Here is a 16,137-nt window from a genome sequence, read left to right as displayed (position 1 = left end):
GGGCGCCGACGCGGGCGGCGGCGCGCTGCCCGACGACGAACGCGGCCGCATCGTCGCGGCGCTCACCGCGCACCGCTGGCGGCCCGACGCGACCGCGCAGGCGCTCGGCATTTCGCGCGCGACGCTGTACCGGCGCATCGCGAAGCACCGGATCGTCGCGCCGCATCGCGCGTGATGCGTGCGACGCGCCGCCTGTGTCATGCGGTATGCACGGGCGCGTCGCACGTTGCATCGGCGGCGCCGGTATCCGCATCGCGCTGCCGGAACACCTCGTGCGCGGCGAACAGCGCGTTGAGCGCGGCCGGCATACCTGCGTAGACGGCCATCTGCATGAACACCTCGACGATCTCGTCGCGCGTGCAACCGACGTTCAGCGCAGCCTCGACATGCACCTTCAACTGCGGCTGCGCGTTGCCGAGTGCGGCCAGCGCGGCGATCGTCGCGATCTCGCGCGATCGCAGGTCGAGTTGCGGGCGGCTGTAGATGTCGCCGAACGCGAACTCGATCAGCAGCCGGCCGAAGTCCGGTGCAATCGGCTCGAGCGCCGCGATCACGCGTTCGCCCGCGTCGCCGTCGATTTCCTTCAGCTTGTTCCAGCCGCGCATATAGCGGTCTTCAATCGTGCGTTCCATTGCGTATGTCCTGATGATCGGGTTGAGGGGAAGTCGCCCGTCGTCCCGCATCGCGCTCCGCCGCCTCGTAGTACGCGATCTTGGCGTCGATCGCGGCGAGGCTCGCCTGCAGTTCCGCGATATGCGCGCGCACCGCGTCGCGGTGCTCGACCAGCATCTCGCGACGCTGGCCGATGGTCGGCTCGCCGTCGGCGCGCAAGGCCGCGAACTGCTGCATCTGCGCGATCGGCATGCCGGTCGCCTTCAGGCGCATCACGAACGCGAGCCAGTCGAGGTCGGCCGGCGCATAGAGCCGGTGTCCGGCTGCGGTGCGCGAGATCGCGCGCAGCAGGCCGGCCTGCTCGTAGTAACGCAGCGTATGCGTCGACACGCCGATCAGCTCGGCAACCTGGCCGATCGTCAGCGGACCGGCGGCGGAAGAAGTGGATACGGTGATTGACATGGCATGCTCGAGGTTAGGACTTAGAGTTCACTCTAAGTCAAGCGCTGTCGAACGACCAGCGCCGCGCGGCGCGCCGACACCGTAAAGAATGGTCAAAATCGCCGCCCGGCGCGGCATTCGGCCTTTACAGCGGCGCAAGCCTTCAGCAAGATTTGGACAGCTTGTCTTAAAAAGGGCACGCATTTGTCCTATGCTTAACGGCGACACACGGCCACGCCGCGCACGGCCGTCCGTTGCAACTGCCATTCATCCGTCAAACCGGAACCAGGGAGCCTTTGCCATGCTGAAAAAGCTGCTGATGCTGTTCGTTGCGCTGTCGCTGTCGCTTGCTGCCGGCCTTGCCGCGGCAGTCGAGGTCAACACGGCCGACCAGGCCGCGCTCGAATCCGTGAAGGGCCTCGGGCCGGTGAAGTCGAAGGCGATCATCGACGAACGCACCAGGAACGGCCCGTTCAAGGATGCCGACGATCTCGCCAACCGCGTGAAGGGCCTCGGCACGAAGTCGGTCGGGCACCTCGAGGAAAACGGCCTGACGATCGGCGGCTCGTCGGCCCCGCCGAAGGGCGTGAAGCTGTCGAAGCCGGCCGCGACGACGTCGGCAGGCACCGCAGCGACGTCGACGACCGCGACGGCCGGCACCACGGCCGCCGCCCCGTCGCCGGCAGCAAGCGCGCCGGAAGCGGCGACCAAGCCGGCCAAGAGCAAGCGCGCCTCGAAGAAGGACAAGGCGGCGGCAGCAGCCGCGGCGTCCGCCGATGCGGGCGCGAGCGCGCCGGCCGCCGCTTCGTCGACGAAAGCGACCAAGGGTTCGAAGAAGAAGAGCAAGAAGGACAAGGCAGCCTCCGCCGCCGCGGCGTCGGGCGCCTGACATGCGCCGCGTGCACGATGGCGTGCGCGCGGCATTCGTTCAACGGGCGCCGTCGTCACGGCGCCCTTTTCAGTGAAGGTGAACAACCATGGGTCTCCTCGATATCGTCGGCGGTCTGATCGGCGGCCAGGCCGGCGGCAACTCGCAAAGCGCGCTCATCACGACCGCGCTCGAATTCATCAATAACCAGCCGGGCGGGCTGAACGGCCTGATCGAGAAGTTCAAGGCCGGCGGCGCCGGCGACGTCATCGGCTCGTGGGTCGGCAACGGCCAGAACCAGCCGATTTCGCCCGACACGCTGCAGAACGTGCTCGGCTCGGACGCGATCGGCGCGCTGGCGAGCAAGGTCGGGATCGATCCGGGCCAGGCGTCGTCGATCCTCGCGCAGGTGCTGCCGCACGTCGTGAACCATGCGACGCCGAACGGCGAAGTGCCGGCCGACGGCCAGGTCGACACGTCGAACGTGCTCGGCGCGCTGTCGCAGCTGGCCGGCATGTTCGGCGGCAACAAGCAGGCGTAAGCGCGCACCGCCGCACGCGGTTCGGCAGCCGTCGCGCGGCCACATAAGCAAACACCCCGCCGAGGCGGGGTGTTCGTTTTTGCGCGCCCGGCGCGAACCGGGCGTGGGCCGATGGCGGTCAGTGCACGACGCGGTCGAACACGAACTGGCCGTCGTTGACGTCGACCGGGATCACGTCCTTCGGACCGAAGCGACCCGCGAGGATCAGCTTCGCGACCGGGTTCTCGATCTCCTGCTGGATCGCGCGCTTCAGCGGCCGCGCACCGAACAGCGGATCGTAGCCGACCTTCGCGATCTGCTCGAGCGCCGCTTCCGACACGTCGAGCGCCATGTCGAGCTTCGCGAGCCGGTCGTGCAGGCGCGCGAGCTGGATCTTCGCGATCGACTCGATGTTGCGGCGGTCGAGCGCGTGGAACACGACGACGTCGTCGATCCGGTTCAGGAACTCGGGGCGGAAGTGCTGCTTCACCTCGAGCCACACCGCGTCCTTGATCTCGTCCTGCGGCGACTCCGCCATCGCCTGGATCACCTGCGACCCGAGGTTCGACGTCATCACGATCACGGTGTTCTTGAAGTCGACCGTGCGCCCCTGCCCGTCCGTCATTCGGCCGTCGTCGAGCACCTGCAGCAGCACGTTGAACACGTCCGGGTGCGCCTTCTCGATCTCGTCGAGCAGGATCACGCTGTACGGCTTGCGGCGCACGGCTTCCGTCAGGTAGCCGCCCTCCTCGTAGCCGACATAGCCCGGCGGCGCGCCGATCAGCCGCGCGACGCTGTGCTTCTCCATGAATTCGCTCATGTCGATGCGGATCAGATGCTCTTCCGAGTCGAACAGGAACGACGCCAGCGCCTTGCACAGCTCGGTCTTGCCGACGCCCGTCGGGCCGAGGAACAGGAACGAGCCGTACGGACGGTTCGGATCGGCGAGACCCGCGCGCGAGCGGCGGATCGCGTCGGCGACCGCGTTGATCGCCTCGTCCTGGCCGACCACGCGCTCGTGCAGCTTCTCCTCGATGTGCAGCAGCTTCTCGCGTTCGCCCTGCATCATCCGCGACACCGGAATCCCGGTCGCGCGCGACACGACTTCCGCGATTTCCTCGGCACCGACCTGCGTGCGCAGCAGGCGCGGCCGCGTCGGGCTGTGCTGTTCCTGCTCTTCGGCCTGCGTGACCTGCTTCAGTTGCGCCTCGAGCTGCGGCAGCTTGCCGTACTGCAGTTCGGCGACCTTCTCCAGCTTGCCTTCACGCTGCAGCCTCGCGATGTCGGCGCGCACCTTCTCGATCTCTTCCTTGAGCTGCGCGCTGCCCTGCACCGCGGCCTTCTCGGCGGTCCAGATCTCCTCGAGGTCCGCATACTCGCGGCCGAGCCGCTCGATCTCTTCCTCGATCAGCTGCAGGCGCTTCTGCGACGCTTCGTCCTGCTCCTTCTTCACCGCTTCGCGCTCGATCTTCAGCTGGATCAGCCGGCGGTCGAGCTTGTCCATTTCTTCGGGCTTCGAATCGATTTCCATCTTGATCTTCGAAGCGGCTTCGTCGATCAGGTCGATCGCCTTGTCCGGCAGGAAACGGTCGGTGATGTAGCGGTGCGACAGCTCGGCCGCGGCGACGATCGCCGGGTCGGTGATGTCGACGCCGTGGTGCAGTTCGTACTTCTCCTGCAGCCCGCGCAGGATCGCGATGGTCGCCTCGACGCTCGGCTCGTCGACGAGCACCTTCTGGAAGCGGCGCTCGAGCGCGGCATCCTTCTCGATGTACTTGCGGTATTCGTCGAGCGTGGTCGCGCCGATGCAGTGCAGCTCGCCGCGCGACAGCGCCGGCTTCAGCATGTTGCCCGCATCCATCGCGCCTTCGGCCTTGCCCGCGCCGACCATCGTGTGGATCTCGTCGATGAACACGATGGTCTGGCCTTCGTCCTTCGCGATGTCGTTGAGCACCGCCTTCAGGCGCTCCTCGAACTCGCCGCGATACTTCGCGCCGGCCAGCAGCGCAGCCATGTCGAGCGACAGCACGCGCTTGCCCTTCAGCGTCTCCGGCACTTCGCCGTTGACGATCCGCTGCGCGAGCCCTTCGACGATCGCGGTCTTGCCGACGCCCGGCTCGCCGATCAGCACCGGGTTGTTCTTGGTGCGGCGCTGCAGGATCTGGATCGAGCGGCGGATTTCGTCGTCGCGGCCGATCACCGGGTCGAGCTTGCCCGCGCGGGCGCGCTCGGTCAGGTCGACCGTGTACTTCTTCAGCGCCTCGCGCTGGCTTTCCGCGTCCTGGCTGTGCACCTGCGAGCCGCCGCGCACCGCGGCGATCGCGGCTTCGAGCGCCTTGCGCGTGAGGCCGTGCTGGCGCGCGAGCTTGCCGGCTTCGCCCTTGTCGTCGGACACCGCGAGCAGGAACATCTCGCTCGCGATGAACGTGTCGTTGAGCTTTTGCGCTTCCTTGTCGGCCTGGTTCAGCAGGCCGGCCAGTTCACGGCCGATCTGGATGTCGCCGCCGGTGCCCGTCACTTGCGGCAGGCGCGAGATCGCCTCGTTCAGCGCGCCTTGCAGCGCCTGCACGTGGACGCCCGCGCGCGACATCAGCGAGCGGGCCGAGCCGTCCTGCTGCGCGACCAGCGCCGCGAGCACGTGAACGGGTTCGATGTATTGATTGTCGCGGCCGGCCGCGAGGCTTTGGGCGTCCGCGAGTGCTTCCTGGAACTTGGTGGTGAGCTTGTCGATTCTCATTGTGTCGAGACCTCCAATTTTCGATTAACACCAAGGTGAGGATGGTTATGCGGCTTTCAAGCGGAATTCGGGTTGATTCAGCGCAAAAAATCGCCGGGCAGCGATGCGGTCGCGCTGAATGAGGGGCGGAACAAGGGGCTGGCAAGGCCGGCGGGTCAGTCGGCCTTCGATGGCGGTTCGGCGGACCCGGCCGCCGCAGGCTCGGCGCGCACGATCGCGATCGGCCGGATGCCGAGCAGCGACACGAGCGACGACGCGGGCGCGGCCAGTTCGCCGAGCGTGTGGCGGTCGAGCTCGGCGAAGAACGCGTCGCGCGCGGCGGCCAGCACGCCCTTGAGCCGGCACTGCGGCTCGATCACGCAGCCGCGCGAGTCGCCGTCGGCCGCGAAGCAGCCGACCAGCGCAAAATCGGCCTCGGTCGCGCGTACGACCTCGCCGACCGTCAGCCGCAGCGACGCGGGAAACAGCCGCAGGCCGCCGTTGCGGCCGCGCACCGTGTCGACCCAGCCCAGCTCGCCGAGCCGCTGCACGACCTTCATCAGATGATTCTTCGAGATGCCGTACGCGTCCGAGATCTCCTGGATCGTCGCGAGTCCCTCGCCGTGTACGGCAAGGTACAGCATCACGCGCAGCGAATAGTCGGTGTAGTCGGTGAGTCTCATCGGCGATTACGGTGGTGACTGATCATGCCCTGTTACGCGTGGCGCGCTGCTTCACGACGCCGGGTTGCCTGGAATGCCCGCACGCAATAAGATGCATTCAATCTGTACGTTTTTCACGGGCAAGTGGCCGCTATTTTGCGGCAAAATCCCGCCGGCGTCGCGCGCTTCGCCCGTGCGCCGCTCCGGATGCCCGCCCTTTTTCGCCATGACCGACACGCCTGCCTCGTCCGACACCGCACCGGCCCGCCCTCGCGACGCCGAGCCGACCGAAGCCAACATCCGCGACCTCGTCTACGCGTTCTACGACCGCGTGCGTGCGGATCCGCTGCTCGGGCCCGTGTTCGACGCGAAGCTGGCCGGCCGCTGGGACGACCATCTGCCGAAGATGGTCGGCTTCTGGTCGAGCCTCGTGCTCGGCACCAAAGGCTACCGCGGCAACGTGCAGCAGGCGCACCAGCCGCTCGACGGGCTCGAGCCCGCGCATTTCAGCCGCTGGCTGTCGCTGTTCCTGAAGACCGTCGACGCACGCTACGCGCCGCCCGCGGCGGTCCGCTTCATGGAACCCGCGCTGCGGATCGCGCAGAGCCTGCAACTGAGCCGGTTCGGCTGGGATTACCGGATTCCGCCCGAGCAGCAGGCGCTGCTCGACGCGATCGCGCCGCGCCGCGCCGCGGACGGCGACTCGCCGGGCGGCGATCCGCCGGGCGGCGCCCCGCATCGCCTGCCGTCGCGCGCACGCGGCGAGCCGTTTCCGGCGAAGATCATCGGACGCGGCACCGATCCGGACGCCTGACGCCGCGTGCGGCCAAAAGCCGCACCGCCCCGGCCGATGCGGCCTTCGCCGCGCGCCCGCTTACGTCCGGCTGCGACCTCGCGCCCCCGCGCTCAACGCGGCGCGTTGCCCGATTCGACGCCCCAGCGCGCGAGCGCCGCGTCGTCGGCGCTGCGCGCGTCGACCCAGCGCTCGCCTTCCGGCGTCGTTTCCTTCTTCCAGAACGGCGCCTCGGTCTTCAGATAGTCCATCACGAACTCGCACGACGCGAACGCGTCGCCGCGATGCGACGCGACCGTCGCGACCAGCACGATCTGGTCGAGCGGATACAGCTTGCCGACGCGATGCACGATCGCGACGTCGATGCCGGGCCAGCGCCGGCCCGCCTCCGCGGCGATCTTCTCGAGCGCCTTTTCGGTCATGCCCGGATAGTGCTCGAGCTCCATCGCGGCGACCGACTCGCCTTCGTTCAGGTCGCGCACCGTGCCGACGAAGCAGGCCACGGCGCCGATCTTCGGATTGCGCGCGCGCAGCGCCGCCACTTCGGCGTTCAGGTCGAAGTCGTCGGCCTGGACTCGTACCGTCGCCATCAGTTGCCTCCTGCCGGCCCGGAGCCGGCCTTGCGGGTGCCGTGCATCATCGCGCTCAACCGCCCGTCACCGGCGGGAAGAACGCGACCTCGCAGCCTTCGGTGAGCCGCGTGCCGGCATCGGTCATCTCGTGGTTGCAGGCCATGCGCAACGCGCGCCCTTCGGCCAGCGTGTCGGCCCACGCGCCGCCGCGCACGCGCAGCCATGCGCGCACGTCGCCGACGGTGTTCACGCCGTCCGGCACGTCGACCTGTTCGTCGGCCACGCCCAGCGCCTCGCGCACGCTCGCAAAGAATTTCAGTTGAATCTTCATGTCGGGAAGCCGTCGCGTTACGACAGCAGTTCGGAAAACGGAATGAAACGCACGGTCTCGCCTGCGCTGATCGCGTGCTGCGGCGGATTGTCGATCAGGCCGTCGCCCCAGACCGTCGACGTCAGCACCGCCGAGCTCTGGTTCGGGAACAGGTCGAGCCCGCCCGCCGCGTTCACGCGCGCGCGCAGGAATTCGTTGCGCCGGTCGCCCTTGGGCTGCGAGAAATCGGCGCGCAGCGACAGTGCGCGCGGCGCGACGTCGCGCACGCCGGACAGGCGCAGCAGGAACGGCCGGACGAACAGCAGGAAGGTGACGAAGCTCGATACGGGGTTGCCGGGCAGTCCGATGAAGTGCGCATCGCCGTGCGCATCGCCGCGACGCACCGCGCCGTAGGCGAGCGGCTTGCCGGGCTTCATCGCGATCTGCCACAGCGCGAGCCGCCCTTCGGCCTCGACGGCCGGCTTCACGTGGTCTTCATCGCCGACCGACACGCCGCCGCTCGTCAGGATCACGTCGTGGTCGCGCGCGGCTTCGCGCAGCGTGTCGCGCGTCGCCGCGAGCGAATCGGGCACGATCCCGTAGTCGGTCACGTGGCAGCCGAGCCGTTCCAGCAGCCCGCGCAGCGTGAATCGGTTCGAGTTGTAGATCGCGCCGGGCTTCAGCGGCTCGCCGGGCATCGTCAGCTCGTCGCCGGTGAAGAACACCGCGACGCGGATCCGCCGCGCGACCGACAGCTGCGCGCAGCCAACCGACGCGGCGAGGCCGAGCGCCTGCGGCGTGAGCCGCGTGCCGGCCGACAGGATCACCGCGCCCTGCCGGATGTCGGCGCCCTGCGCGGTGATCCATTCGCCGGCCTTCGGCGTATGCAGGATCTCGACCGCGTCGCCGTCGGCAGACGTCTGCTCCTGCATCACGACCGCGTCGGCGCCGAGCGGCATCGTCGCGCCCGTGAAGATCCGTGCGGCCGTGCCGGCCGCGAGCGGCACGGCCGGGTGGCCGGCCGGAATGCGCTGCGAGACCGGCAGGCGGCGCTCGCCATGCAGCAGGTCGGCGACGCGCACCGCATAGCCGTCCATCGCACTCGTATGCATCGGCGGCACGTCGAGCGGCGAGCTCACGTCGGCCGCCAGCACGCGGCCGAGCGCGTCGAGCGTCGCGACGGTTTCAGCGCCGGGCAGCGGCTTCGCGGCATCGAGCAGCGCGGCCAGCGCCTCGGCGGTCGACAGCATCGGCGCGCGCGGCGCCGCGGAATTCGGGTTCGACATCGATGGAATCGGGGATCGTGGAAGGCAATACGTCATTGTAGCGACGCCGTCGCGCGGGCGCGCGATATGGCGGTCATGCGGAAATCGTGATCGGCGCGGACGGGCGGCACGCCAGCCCGATTTGCGCCGCAAGCGAGCGGCATGCGGCGGCCGGGCCGCGCGTCGGCAACGCGCGACTGCGCCGGCAACGACCACGCCAATGTCGGTCGCCCGCGCCCGCCGCCAAGCAAAACGGCCGGAACCCCGATCCGTTCGACGAATCGGCATTCCGGCCGTCCGACGCCGCCGGGCGCGCGGCCCGGCGTCACGTCATGCGCCCGTATGCGCGGCGATGAAGTCCTTCACCTGCTGCGCGTCGGCCTTCACGACCTCGAAGCGCTGCGGCAGCGCCTCGAGCCCGTCGAACGCGGCCGGACGCTCCGGCTCGCGATCGAGCGCTTCGCGGATCGTCTCGCCGAACTTGATCGGCTGCGCGGTCTCGAGCACGATCATCGGCACGCCGGCGTCCAGATGCTCGCGCGCGACCTTCACGCCGTCGGCCGTATGCGTGTCGATCGTCGTGCCGTAGCGCGAGAACACGTCGCGGATCGTCGCGAGACGGTCCGCATGGCTGCTGCGGCCCGACACGAAGCCGAACTCGGCGACGCGCGCGAAATCGCCGCTCGCCGCGAGATCGAAGCCGCCCTTCTCCTCGACGTCGCGGAACAGCTGCACCACGCGCGCGGGATCGCGGCCGAGCAGGTCGAACACGAAGCGCTCGAAGTTCGACGCCTTCGAGATGTCCATGCTCGGGCTGCTCGTGTGATAGGTGTTCTCGGCGCTGCGCACGCGATACGCGCCGGTGCGGAAGAACTCGTCGAGCACGTCGTTCTCGTTGGTCGCGACCACCAGCTTCGCGATCGGCAGCCCCATCATCCGCGCGATGTGGCCCGCGCAGACGTTGCCGAAGTTGCCCGACGGCACCGTGAACGACACGCGTTCGTCGTTCGACCGCGTCGCCGCGAAATAGCCCTTGAAGTAGTACACGACCTGCGCGACGACGCGCGCCCAGTTGATCGAGTTGACCGTGCCGATCTTCTGCTGCGCCTTGAACGCGTGATCGTTCGACACGGCCTTCACGATGTCCTGGCAATCGTCGAACACGCCTTCGACCGCGAGATTGAAGATGTTCGGATCCTGCAGGCTGTACATCTGCGCGGTCTGGAACGCGCTCATCTTCTTGTGCGGCGACAGCATGAACACGCGCACGCCGGCCTTGCCGCGCATCGCGTATTCGGCCGCGCTGCCGGTGTCGCCGGAGGTCGCGCCGAGGATGTTCAGCGTCTCGCCGTGCTTGGCCAGCGTGTACTCGAACAGGTTGCCGAGCAGCTGCATCGCCATGTCCTTGAACGCGAGCGTCGGGCCGTTCGACAGCTCGAGCAGCGACAGCGTCGCGCCGTGCTCGGCGCCGAGCGTCTTCAGCGGCGTGATGTCGGCCGCGTTTTCGCCGTGGCGCGTGTTGCGGTACACGTCGGCCGTGTACGTGCGGCGCGTGATCGCGCGCAGGTCGTCGGCCGGCACGTCGTCGCAGAACTTCGACAGGATCTCGAACGCGAGATCCGCGTACGGCAGCGTGCGCCAGCGTGCGAGTTCGTCGGCGGACACCTGCGGATAGTCGGCGGGCAGGTAGAGCCCGCCGTCCTTCGCGAGGCCGCCGAGCAGGATGTCGGAGAACGTGTGGCGCTCGCCCATGCCGGCGCCCCGCGTGGAGATGTAGTTCATGTCGTCCTCAGTCGTCAGCTCAGTTCAGCGCTTCCATGCGCAGCTTCGTCACCTTCGACACGACCGTCGACAGGCTCTCGATGCGCGCGATCGCCGCATTGACGTTCTTCTCGAGCGTCTCGTGCGTGATCAGGATGATGTCGGTTTCGCCGTTCGCGTCGTCGACCTGCTCCGATTCCTTCTGCAGCAGCGCGTCGATCGAGATGCCCGAATCGGCGAGGATGCGCGTGATGTCGGCCAGCACGCCCGTCTCGTCGGCGACGCGCAGCCGCAGGTAGTAGCCGCTCGTGACTTCGTCGATCGGCAGAATCGGCGTGTTCGACAGGCTGTCGGGCTGGAACGCGAGATGCGGCACGCGATGCTCGGGATCGGCCGTGTGCAGGCGCGTGACGTCGACGAGGTCCGCGACCACCGCCGAAGCCGTCGGCTCCGCGCCCGCGCCCTTGCCGTAGTACAGCGTCGTGCCGACCGCGTCGCCGTGCACGACGACCGCGTTCATCGCCCCCTCGACGTTCGCGAGCAGGCGCTTCTCGGGGATCAGCGTCGGGTGCACGCGCAGCTCGATGCCTTTTTCGGCGCGGCGCGCGATGCCGAGCAGCTTGATCCGGTAGCCGAGCTCTTCCGCATAGCGGATGTCGGTCGCGTCGAGCTTGCTGATGCCTTCGACGTACGCGCGGTCGAACTGCACCGGCACGCCGAACGCGATCGCGCTCATGATCGTCGCCTTGTGCGCGGCGTCGACGCCCTCGATGTCGAAAGTCGGGTCGGCTTCCGCGTAGCCGAGTTCCTGTGCGGCCTTCAGCGCGGTCGCGAAGTCGAGCCCGCGGTCGCGCATTTCCGACAGGATGTAGTTGGTCGTGCCGTTGATGATGCCCGCGATGTACTGGATGCGGTTCGCCGTCAGCCCTTCGCGCAGTGCCTTGATGATCGGGATGCCGCCCGCGACGGCCGCCTCGAACGCGACCATCACGCCCTTCTCGCGCGCGGCCTCGAAGATCTCGGTGCCGTGCACCGCGAGCAGCGCCTTGTTGGCGGTCACGACGTGCTTGCCGTTCGCGATCGCGCGCAGCACGAGCTCGCGCGCAATGCCGGTGCCGCCGATCATCTCGGCGACGATCGAGATCGACGGATCGTCGACGACTGCGTTGAAGTCGTCGGTGATCTGCGCGCCGGCGGCGTCACCGCCGAGCGCAGCCTGCGCCTTGGCCGGGTTGCGCACCGCGATGCGCGCCACCTCGATGCCGCGCCCCGCGCGTCGCTTGATTTCTTCCTGGTTGCGGCGCAACACCGTGAAGGTGCCGCTGCCCACCGTGCCGAAGCCCAACAGGCCAACTTTGATCGGTTCCATGCTGCGTGTGATCGATGATTGAAAAGGTGTGAATTCCGTCCGGTCCCGCCCGCTCACGCCGTATGGCGCTTGCGATAGCCGTCGAGGAAGCGCGCGATCCGCTCGATCGAATCGGACAGATCCTCGAGGTTCGGCAGGAAGACCACGCGGAAGTGGTCCGGCGTCGGCCAGTTGAAGCCCGTGCCCTGCACGAGCAGCACGCGCTCCTCGAGCAGCAGGTCGAGTATGAACTGCTGGTCGTTCTGGATCGGATAAAGCTTCGGATCGAGACGCGGAAACATGTACAGCGCGGCCTGGGGCTTCACGCAGGTCACGCCGGGGATCGACGTGAGCATGTCGTACGCGAGCTCGCGCTGCTTGAACAGGCGCCCGCTCGGCACGATCAGCTCGTTGATGCTCTGGTAGCCGCCGAGCGCGGTCTGGATCGCGAACTGCCCGGGCACGTTCGCGCACAGGCGCATCGACGACAGGATCCCGAGCCCTTCGAGATAGTCCTTCGCGCGCCGGCGGTTGTCGCCGCCGAGGCCCGACACGGCCATCCAGCCCGCGCGGTAGCCGCACGAGCGATAGCTCTTCGACAGGCTGTTGAACGTGACGGTGATCACGTCCTCCGACAGCGCGCCCATCGCCGTGTGCTCGAGGCCGTCGTAGACGATCTTGTCGTAGACCTCGTCGGCGAACACGATCAGCCCGTGCTGGCGCGCGATCTCGAGCAGCTCCAGCAGCAATTCGTCGGAATAAAGCGCGCCGGTCGGGTTGTTCGGGTTGATCACGACGATCGCCTTCGTGTTCGGCGTGATCTTGCTGCGGATGTCGTCGAGGTCGGGCATCCACGCGTTCTGCTCGTCGCAGACGTAATGCACCGGCGTGCCGCCCGACAGGCTCACCGCGGCGGTCCACAGCGGGTAGTCGGGCGCCGGCAGCAGCACTTCGTCGCCGTCGTTCAGCAGCGCCTGGGTCGCCATCACGATCAGCTCGGACGCGCCGTTGCCGATGTAGATGTCGTCGAGGCCGACGCCGACCACGCCCTTCTGCTGCGTGTAGTGCATCACGGCCTTGCGCGCCGAGAACACGCCCTTCGAATCCGAATAGCCGGACGACGTCGGCAGGTTGCGGATCATGTCCTGGATGATCTCGTCCGGCGCGTCGAAGCCGAACGGCGCGAGGTTGCCGATGTTCAGCTTGATGATGCGGTGGCCTTCTTCCTCGAGGCGCTTCGCGTGCTCGAGTACCGGGCCACGGATGTCGTAGCAGACGTTGAGCAGCTTGTTCGACTTCTGAATCGGTTTCACGACGACACGTTTCCTGGGTTGGCCTTGCGGCCGGGGGACGGGATCAAAAACTGGAGAGCGGCTGGTCTGCGCACGCTGTCTAGACTGGAAAAAGCGGGCGGTCGGGCGCGGCTTGTGGCGACGCGCGACGCAAGTGGCGCCCGGTGGCGACCAAAAAGTTATAATTTAGCGGATTTTGGCCGACTTTCGCAATGCACCATAGCCGCGCCGGGCCCGCGCCGTCGGGCATTCGGCGCCGGATGGCACGCGCAGGCGGCCGCCCGGGCCCGCGCGGCCCGGCCAGACATTCCCCTTACGGAACCGCGGAATACCGATTTGAAACTGCACCAGGACACGAGCGGCGCGCTCAACACCGTTACCGGCTACGGCCCCGATTATGTCGACGTCAACCTCGAACGCCATGAAACGAGCGTCATCGTGCTGCCCGGCGCACCGGTACGGGAATGGCCGGTCGCGTCGTTCGACGCGCTCGTGCCCGAACATTTCGCGATGCTGCTCGACCCGGCGCCCGAGCTCGTGATCTTCGGCAGCGGCGCGCGGCTGCGCTTCCCGCACCCGCGCTTGCTCGCGGCGCTCGCCGCGAAGCGGATCGGCGTCGAGACGATGGATTTCCAGGCCGCCTGCCGCACCTACAACATCCTGATGGCCGAAGGCCGCAAAGTCGCCGCCGCGCTCTTAATTGAACGTTAATCACCGATGCGGTAAAACTCGGGCCGGCGCATCGGGACGATCCCCGCGAGTCGCCGCCCGATAAGCCCGCCCGCCCCGGCGCAACCCGCCGGCGCCCATCACAACAACCAACAGGCTGAAACTCCATGAACGATACGCCGCCGAGGCTACCGCTCAATCGCATCGCGCTCGTCCTCCTGCTGATCGCGTTCGCCGTGATCTGGTTCGCGCCGCTCGGGCTGCGCCACCTGATCCCGAGCGACGAAGGCCGTTACGCAGAGATGGCGCGCGAGATGTTCGTCACCGGCGACTGGATCACGCCGCGCTACAACGGCTACAAGTACTTCGAGAAGCCGCCGCTGCAGACCTGGCTCAACGCGCTGACGTTCGCGTGGTTCGGCGTCGGCGAATGGCAGGCGCGCCTGTACACGGCGCTCGCGAGCTTCGCCGGCGTGCTGCTGGTCGGCTTCACCGGCGCGCGACTGTTCAACCCGCTGTCCGGCTTCCTTGCCGCGATCGTGCTCGCGTGCTCGCCGTACTGGAACCTGATGGGCCATTTCAACGCGCTCGACATGGGGCTCGCATTCTGGATGGCGCTGTCGCTCTGCGCGCTGCTGCTCGCGCAGCGCCCCGGGCTGCGCCCCGCCGCGATGCGCGGCTGGATGTGGACGTGCTGGGCGGCGATGGCGTTCGCGGTGCTGTCCAAGGGCCTCGTCGGGCTGATCCTGCCCGGCGCCGTGCTCGTGCTCTATACGCTGATCGCGCGCGACTGGGCGCTGTGGAAGCGCCTCTACCTCGTCAGCGGGCTGGTGATCTTCTTCGCGATCGCGACGCCCTGGTTCGTGCTCGTGCAGCAGCGCAACCCCGAATTCTTCAACTTCTTCTTCATCGTCCAGCAGTTCCGCCGGTACCTGACCCCGGAACAGAACCGTCCGGGTCCGTTCTACTACTTCGTGCCGGTGCTGCTGATCGGCTTCCTGCCGTGGCTGTCGGTCGCGTGGCAGAGCATCCGCCACGCGCTGCGGATGCCGCGCCAGCCGAACGGCTTCTCGCCGATGCTGGTGCTGCTGATCTGGAGCGCGTTCATCTTCCTGTTCTTCAGCGCGTCGCATTCGAAGCTGATCTCGTACGTGCTGCCGGTCGCGCCGGCGCTCGCGCTGATGATCGGCGCGTACCTGCCGCTGATGACGGCCGAGCGGTTCCGCCGCCACCTGCTCGGCTACCTGGTGTTCTTCGTCGTCGCCGCGTTCGGCATCGTCTTCCTCGCGCGCCTCGGCGACGCCCGCACGCCGAACGCGCTGTACCGCGCGTTCCAGGTATGGCTGTACACGGGCCTCGCGGTCGCCGCCGCGCTGACGCTCGCGGCCGCATGGCTGAACCGCCGCGCGGGCGTCGCAGCCGCGATCGCGATGTTCGGCGCGGCCTGGCTCGCGTTCGGCACGATCGGCGGCACCGGCCACGACGAATTCGGCCGCTACAGCTCGGGCGCGCTGATCGCGCCGGCCGTGCGCGCCGAGCTGGCGAAACTGCCGCCCGACACGCCGTTCTACTCGGTCGAGATGCTCGATCACACGTTCCCGTTCTACGTCGGCCACACGACGATCATGGTGCAGCGCCAGGACGAGCTCGCGTTCGGCATCTCGGTCGAGCCGAACAAGTGGATTCCGACCGTCGACGAGTGGATCGCGCGCTGGAAGCAGGACACCCATGCGCTCGCGATCATGGCGCCGGGCCAGTACGACACGCTGGTCAAGCAAGGCGTGCCGATGCGCGTGATCGCGCGCGACAACCGCCGCGTGATCGTCGAGAAACCCCAGTCGTAAGGACAGCCTCCCGCATGAACCCGATTTCGTTCGTCTGCATCATTACCGGCGTGATGCTCAACGCCTGCGCGCAACTTCTGCTGAAAGCCGGCGTCAACGCGGTTGGACACTTCGAATTCAGCCGTGCGAACATCATCCCGGTCGGCCTGAAGATCGCGACCCAATTGCCGATCATCGGCGGGCTCGGCTGCTATGTGCTGAGCGTCGTCGTATGGATCGTCGGGCTGTCGCGGGTCGACGTGTCGATCGCGTACCCGATGCTGTCGCTCGGCTACGTCGTCAACGCGTTCGCGGCCTGGTACCTGTTCGGCGAGGTGCTGTCGGTGCAGCGGCTCGTCGGCATCGGCATCATCCTGATCGGGGTGCTCGTGCTCGCGCGCAGTTGAGCCGCGGCAGCCGGCAGCGTTAAGCGTCCGCCTACAAAAAATCACGGTACGAATCCGCCAACCGGTGTTTAATGCCGG

The 16,137-nt window shown here is 67.8% G+C and carries 18 protein-coding genes; 7 read left to right on the top strand and 11 right to left on the bottom strand.

The genetic code is table 11. The features are described 5' to 3' along the window. The coding region (locus tag BST28156_RS30475) for a helix-turn-helix domain-containing protein (protein ID WP_174904160.1) at nucleotides 1–175 on the top strand (175 nt) is incomplete at its 5' end. A gap of 22 nt (nucleotides 176–197) precedes the next feature. Here BST28156_RS30475 and BST28156_RS30470 read toward each other — a convergent pair. Both BST28156_RS30470 and BST28156_RS30465 read right to left on the bottom strand, forming a co-directional pair. Continuing rightward, a complete protein-coding gene (locus BST28156_RS30470) occupies nucleotides 198–632 on the bottom strand; it encodes a carboxymuconolactone decarboxylase family protein (protein WP_174904159.1) in 435 nt (144 codons plus the stop codon). Further along, a complete protein-coding gene (locus BST28156_RS30465) occupies nucleotides 616–1,074 on the bottom strand; it encodes a MerR family transcriptional regulator (protein WP_174904158.1) in 459 nt (152 codons plus the stop codon). Before BST28156_RS30465 ends, BST28156_RS30470 begins: the two co-directional genes overlap by 17 nt. A gap of 280 nt (nucleotides 1,075–1,354) precedes the next feature. Here BST28156_RS30465 and BST28156_RS30460 point away from each other — a divergent pair, with 280 nt between their 5' ends. Beyond that, complete coding sequence (locus BST28156_RS30460) at nucleotides 1,355–1,942, top strand: ComEA family DNA-binding protein (RefSeq protein ID WP_174904157.1); 588 nt, start codon at nucleotides 1,355–1,357, stop codon at nucleotides 1,940–1,942. A gap of 88 nt (nucleotides 1,943–2,030) precedes the next feature. Beyond that, a complete protein-coding gene (locus BST28156_RS30455) occupies nucleotides 2,031–2,462 on the top strand; it encodes a YidB family protein (RefSeq protein WP_060239405.1) in 432 nt (143 codons plus the stop codon). Between the two features lie 118 nt (nucleotides 2,463–2,580). Here BST28156_RS30455 and clpB read toward each other — a convergent pair whose 3' ends face one another. From clpB to BST28156_RS30440, 3 genes are all read right to left on the bottom strand, one after another. Then, complete coding sequence (gene clpB / locus BST28156_RS30450; RefSeq protein WP_060239419.1) at nucleotides 2,581–5,178, bottom strand: ATP-dependent chaperone ClpB; 2,598 nt, start codon at nucleotides 5,176–5,178, stop codon at nucleotides 2,581–2,583. A 155-nt stretch (nucleotides 5,179–5,333) separates the two neighbouring features. Beyond that, nucleotides 5,334–5,840, bottom strand: a complete 507-nt coding sequence (locus tag BST28156_RS30445; RefSeq protein WP_174904156.1) for an Rrf2 family transcriptional regulator — start codon at nucleotides 5,838–5,840, stop codon at nucleotides 5,334–5,336. A 51-nt stretch (nucleotides 5,841–5,891) separates the two neighbouring features. Further along, on the bottom strand, nucleotides 5,892–6,047 hold the full coding sequence (locus BST28156_RS30440; protein ID WP_174904155.1) for a hypothetical protein: 156 nt from the start codon (nucleotides 6,045–6,047) through the stop codon (nucleotides 5,892–5,894). Between BST28156_RS30440 and BST28156_RS30435 the strand changes: the two genes are divergently transcribed. Then, complete coding sequence (locus BST28156_RS30435) at nucleotides 6,046–6,633, top strand: group III truncated hemoglobin (RefSeq protein ID WP_174904154.1); 588 nt, start codon at nucleotides 6,046–6,048, stop codon at nucleotides 6,631–6,633. The genes BST28156_RS30440 and BST28156_RS30435 overlap by 2 nt on opposite strands. A gap of 92 nt (nucleotides 6,634–6,725) precedes the next feature. On the opposite strand, the gene moaE is transcribed toward BST28156_RS30435, so the two are convergent. From moaE to BST28156_RS30405, 6 genes are all read right to left on the bottom strand, one after another. Further along, on the bottom strand, nucleotides 6,726–7,202 hold the full coding sequence (moaE, locus tag BST28156_RS30430) for a molybdopterin synthase catalytic subunit MoaE (RefSeq protein WP_060239426.1): 477 nt from the start codon (nucleotides 7,200–7,202) through the stop codon (nucleotides 6,726–6,728). Between the two features lie 55 nt (nucleotides 7,203–7,257). Beyond that, nucleotides 7,258–7,515 carry a molybdopterin converting factor subunit 1 gene (gene moaD, locus BST28156_RS30425; RefSeq protein ID WP_009694689.1) on the bottom strand — a complete coding sequence of 86 codons (258 nt, stop codon included), beginning with the start codon at nucleotides 7,513–7,515 and terminating at the stop codon, nucleotides 7,258–7,260. Between the two features lie 17 nt (nucleotides 7,516–7,532). Then, complete coding sequence (locus tag BST28156_RS30420; RefSeq protein ID WP_174904153.1) at nucleotides 7,533–8,780, bottom strand: molybdopterin molybdotransferase MoeA; 1,248 nt, start codon at nucleotides 8,778–8,780, stop codon at nucleotides 7,533–7,535. Nucleotides 8,781–9,089: 309 nt separating this feature from the next. Next, entirely contained in the window at nucleotides 9,090–10,541 is a 1,452-nt protein-coding gene (gene thrC, locus BST28156_RS30415; RefSeq protein WP_174904152.1) for a threonine synthase, read from the bottom strand. A gap of 19 nt (nucleotides 10,542–10,560) precedes the next feature. Next, on the bottom strand, nucleotides 10,561–11,889 hold the full coding sequence (locus BST28156_RS30410; RefSeq protein ID WP_060239433.1) for a homoserine dehydrogenase: 1,329 nt from the start codon (nucleotides 11,887–11,889) through the stop codon (nucleotides 10,561–10,563). A 53-nt stretch (nucleotides 11,890–11,942) separates the two neighbouring features. Next, the gene (locus tag BST28156_RS30405) at nucleotides 11,943–13,181 is read right to left on the bottom strand and encodes a pyridoxal phosphate-dependent aminotransferase (protein ID WP_060239437.1); all 1,239 of its coding nucleotides are present in this window, start codon (nucleotides 13,179–13,181) and stop codon (nucleotides 11,943–11,945) included. 315 nt (nucleotides 13,182–13,496) lie between these two features. On the opposite strand from BST28156_RS30405, the gene BST28156_RS30400 reads away from it, so the two are divergent. The 3 genes from BST28156_RS30400 (at nucleotide 13,497) to BST28156_RS30390 (ending at nucleotide 16,059) form a co-directional block, all read left to right on the top strand. Further along, the gene (locus BST28156_RS30400) at nucleotides 13,497–13,871 is read left to right on the top strand and encodes an Mth938-like domain-containing protein (RefSeq protein WP_254596447.1); all 375 of its coding nucleotides are present in this window, start codon (nucleotides 13,497–13,499) and stop codon (nucleotides 13,869–13,871) included. A gap of 125 nt (nucleotides 13,872–13,996) precedes the next feature. Further along, nucleotides 13,997–15,673, top strand: coding sequence for a glycosyltransferase family 39 protein (locus BST28156_RS30395; protein ID WP_174904151.1), 1,677 nt, complete (start codon nucleotides 13,997–13,999; stop codon nucleotides 15,671–15,673). 14 nt (nucleotides 15,674–15,687) lie between these two features. Then, on the top strand, nucleotides 15,688–16,059 hold the full coding sequence (locus BST28156_RS30390) for an EamA family transporter (RefSeq protein ID WP_009694047.1): 372 nt from the start codon (nucleotides 15,688–15,690) through the stop codon (nucleotides 16,057–16,059). Nucleotides 16,060–16,137 lie beyond the last annotated feature (78 nt).

Source organism: Burkholderia pseudomultivorans, assembly GCF_902499075.1.
GTDB lineage: Bacteria > Pseudomonadota > Gammaproteobacteria > Burkholderiales > Burkholderiaceae > Burkholderia > Burkholderia pseudomultivorans.
This window is presented reverse-complemented; position numbering and strand designations above follow the sequence as displayed.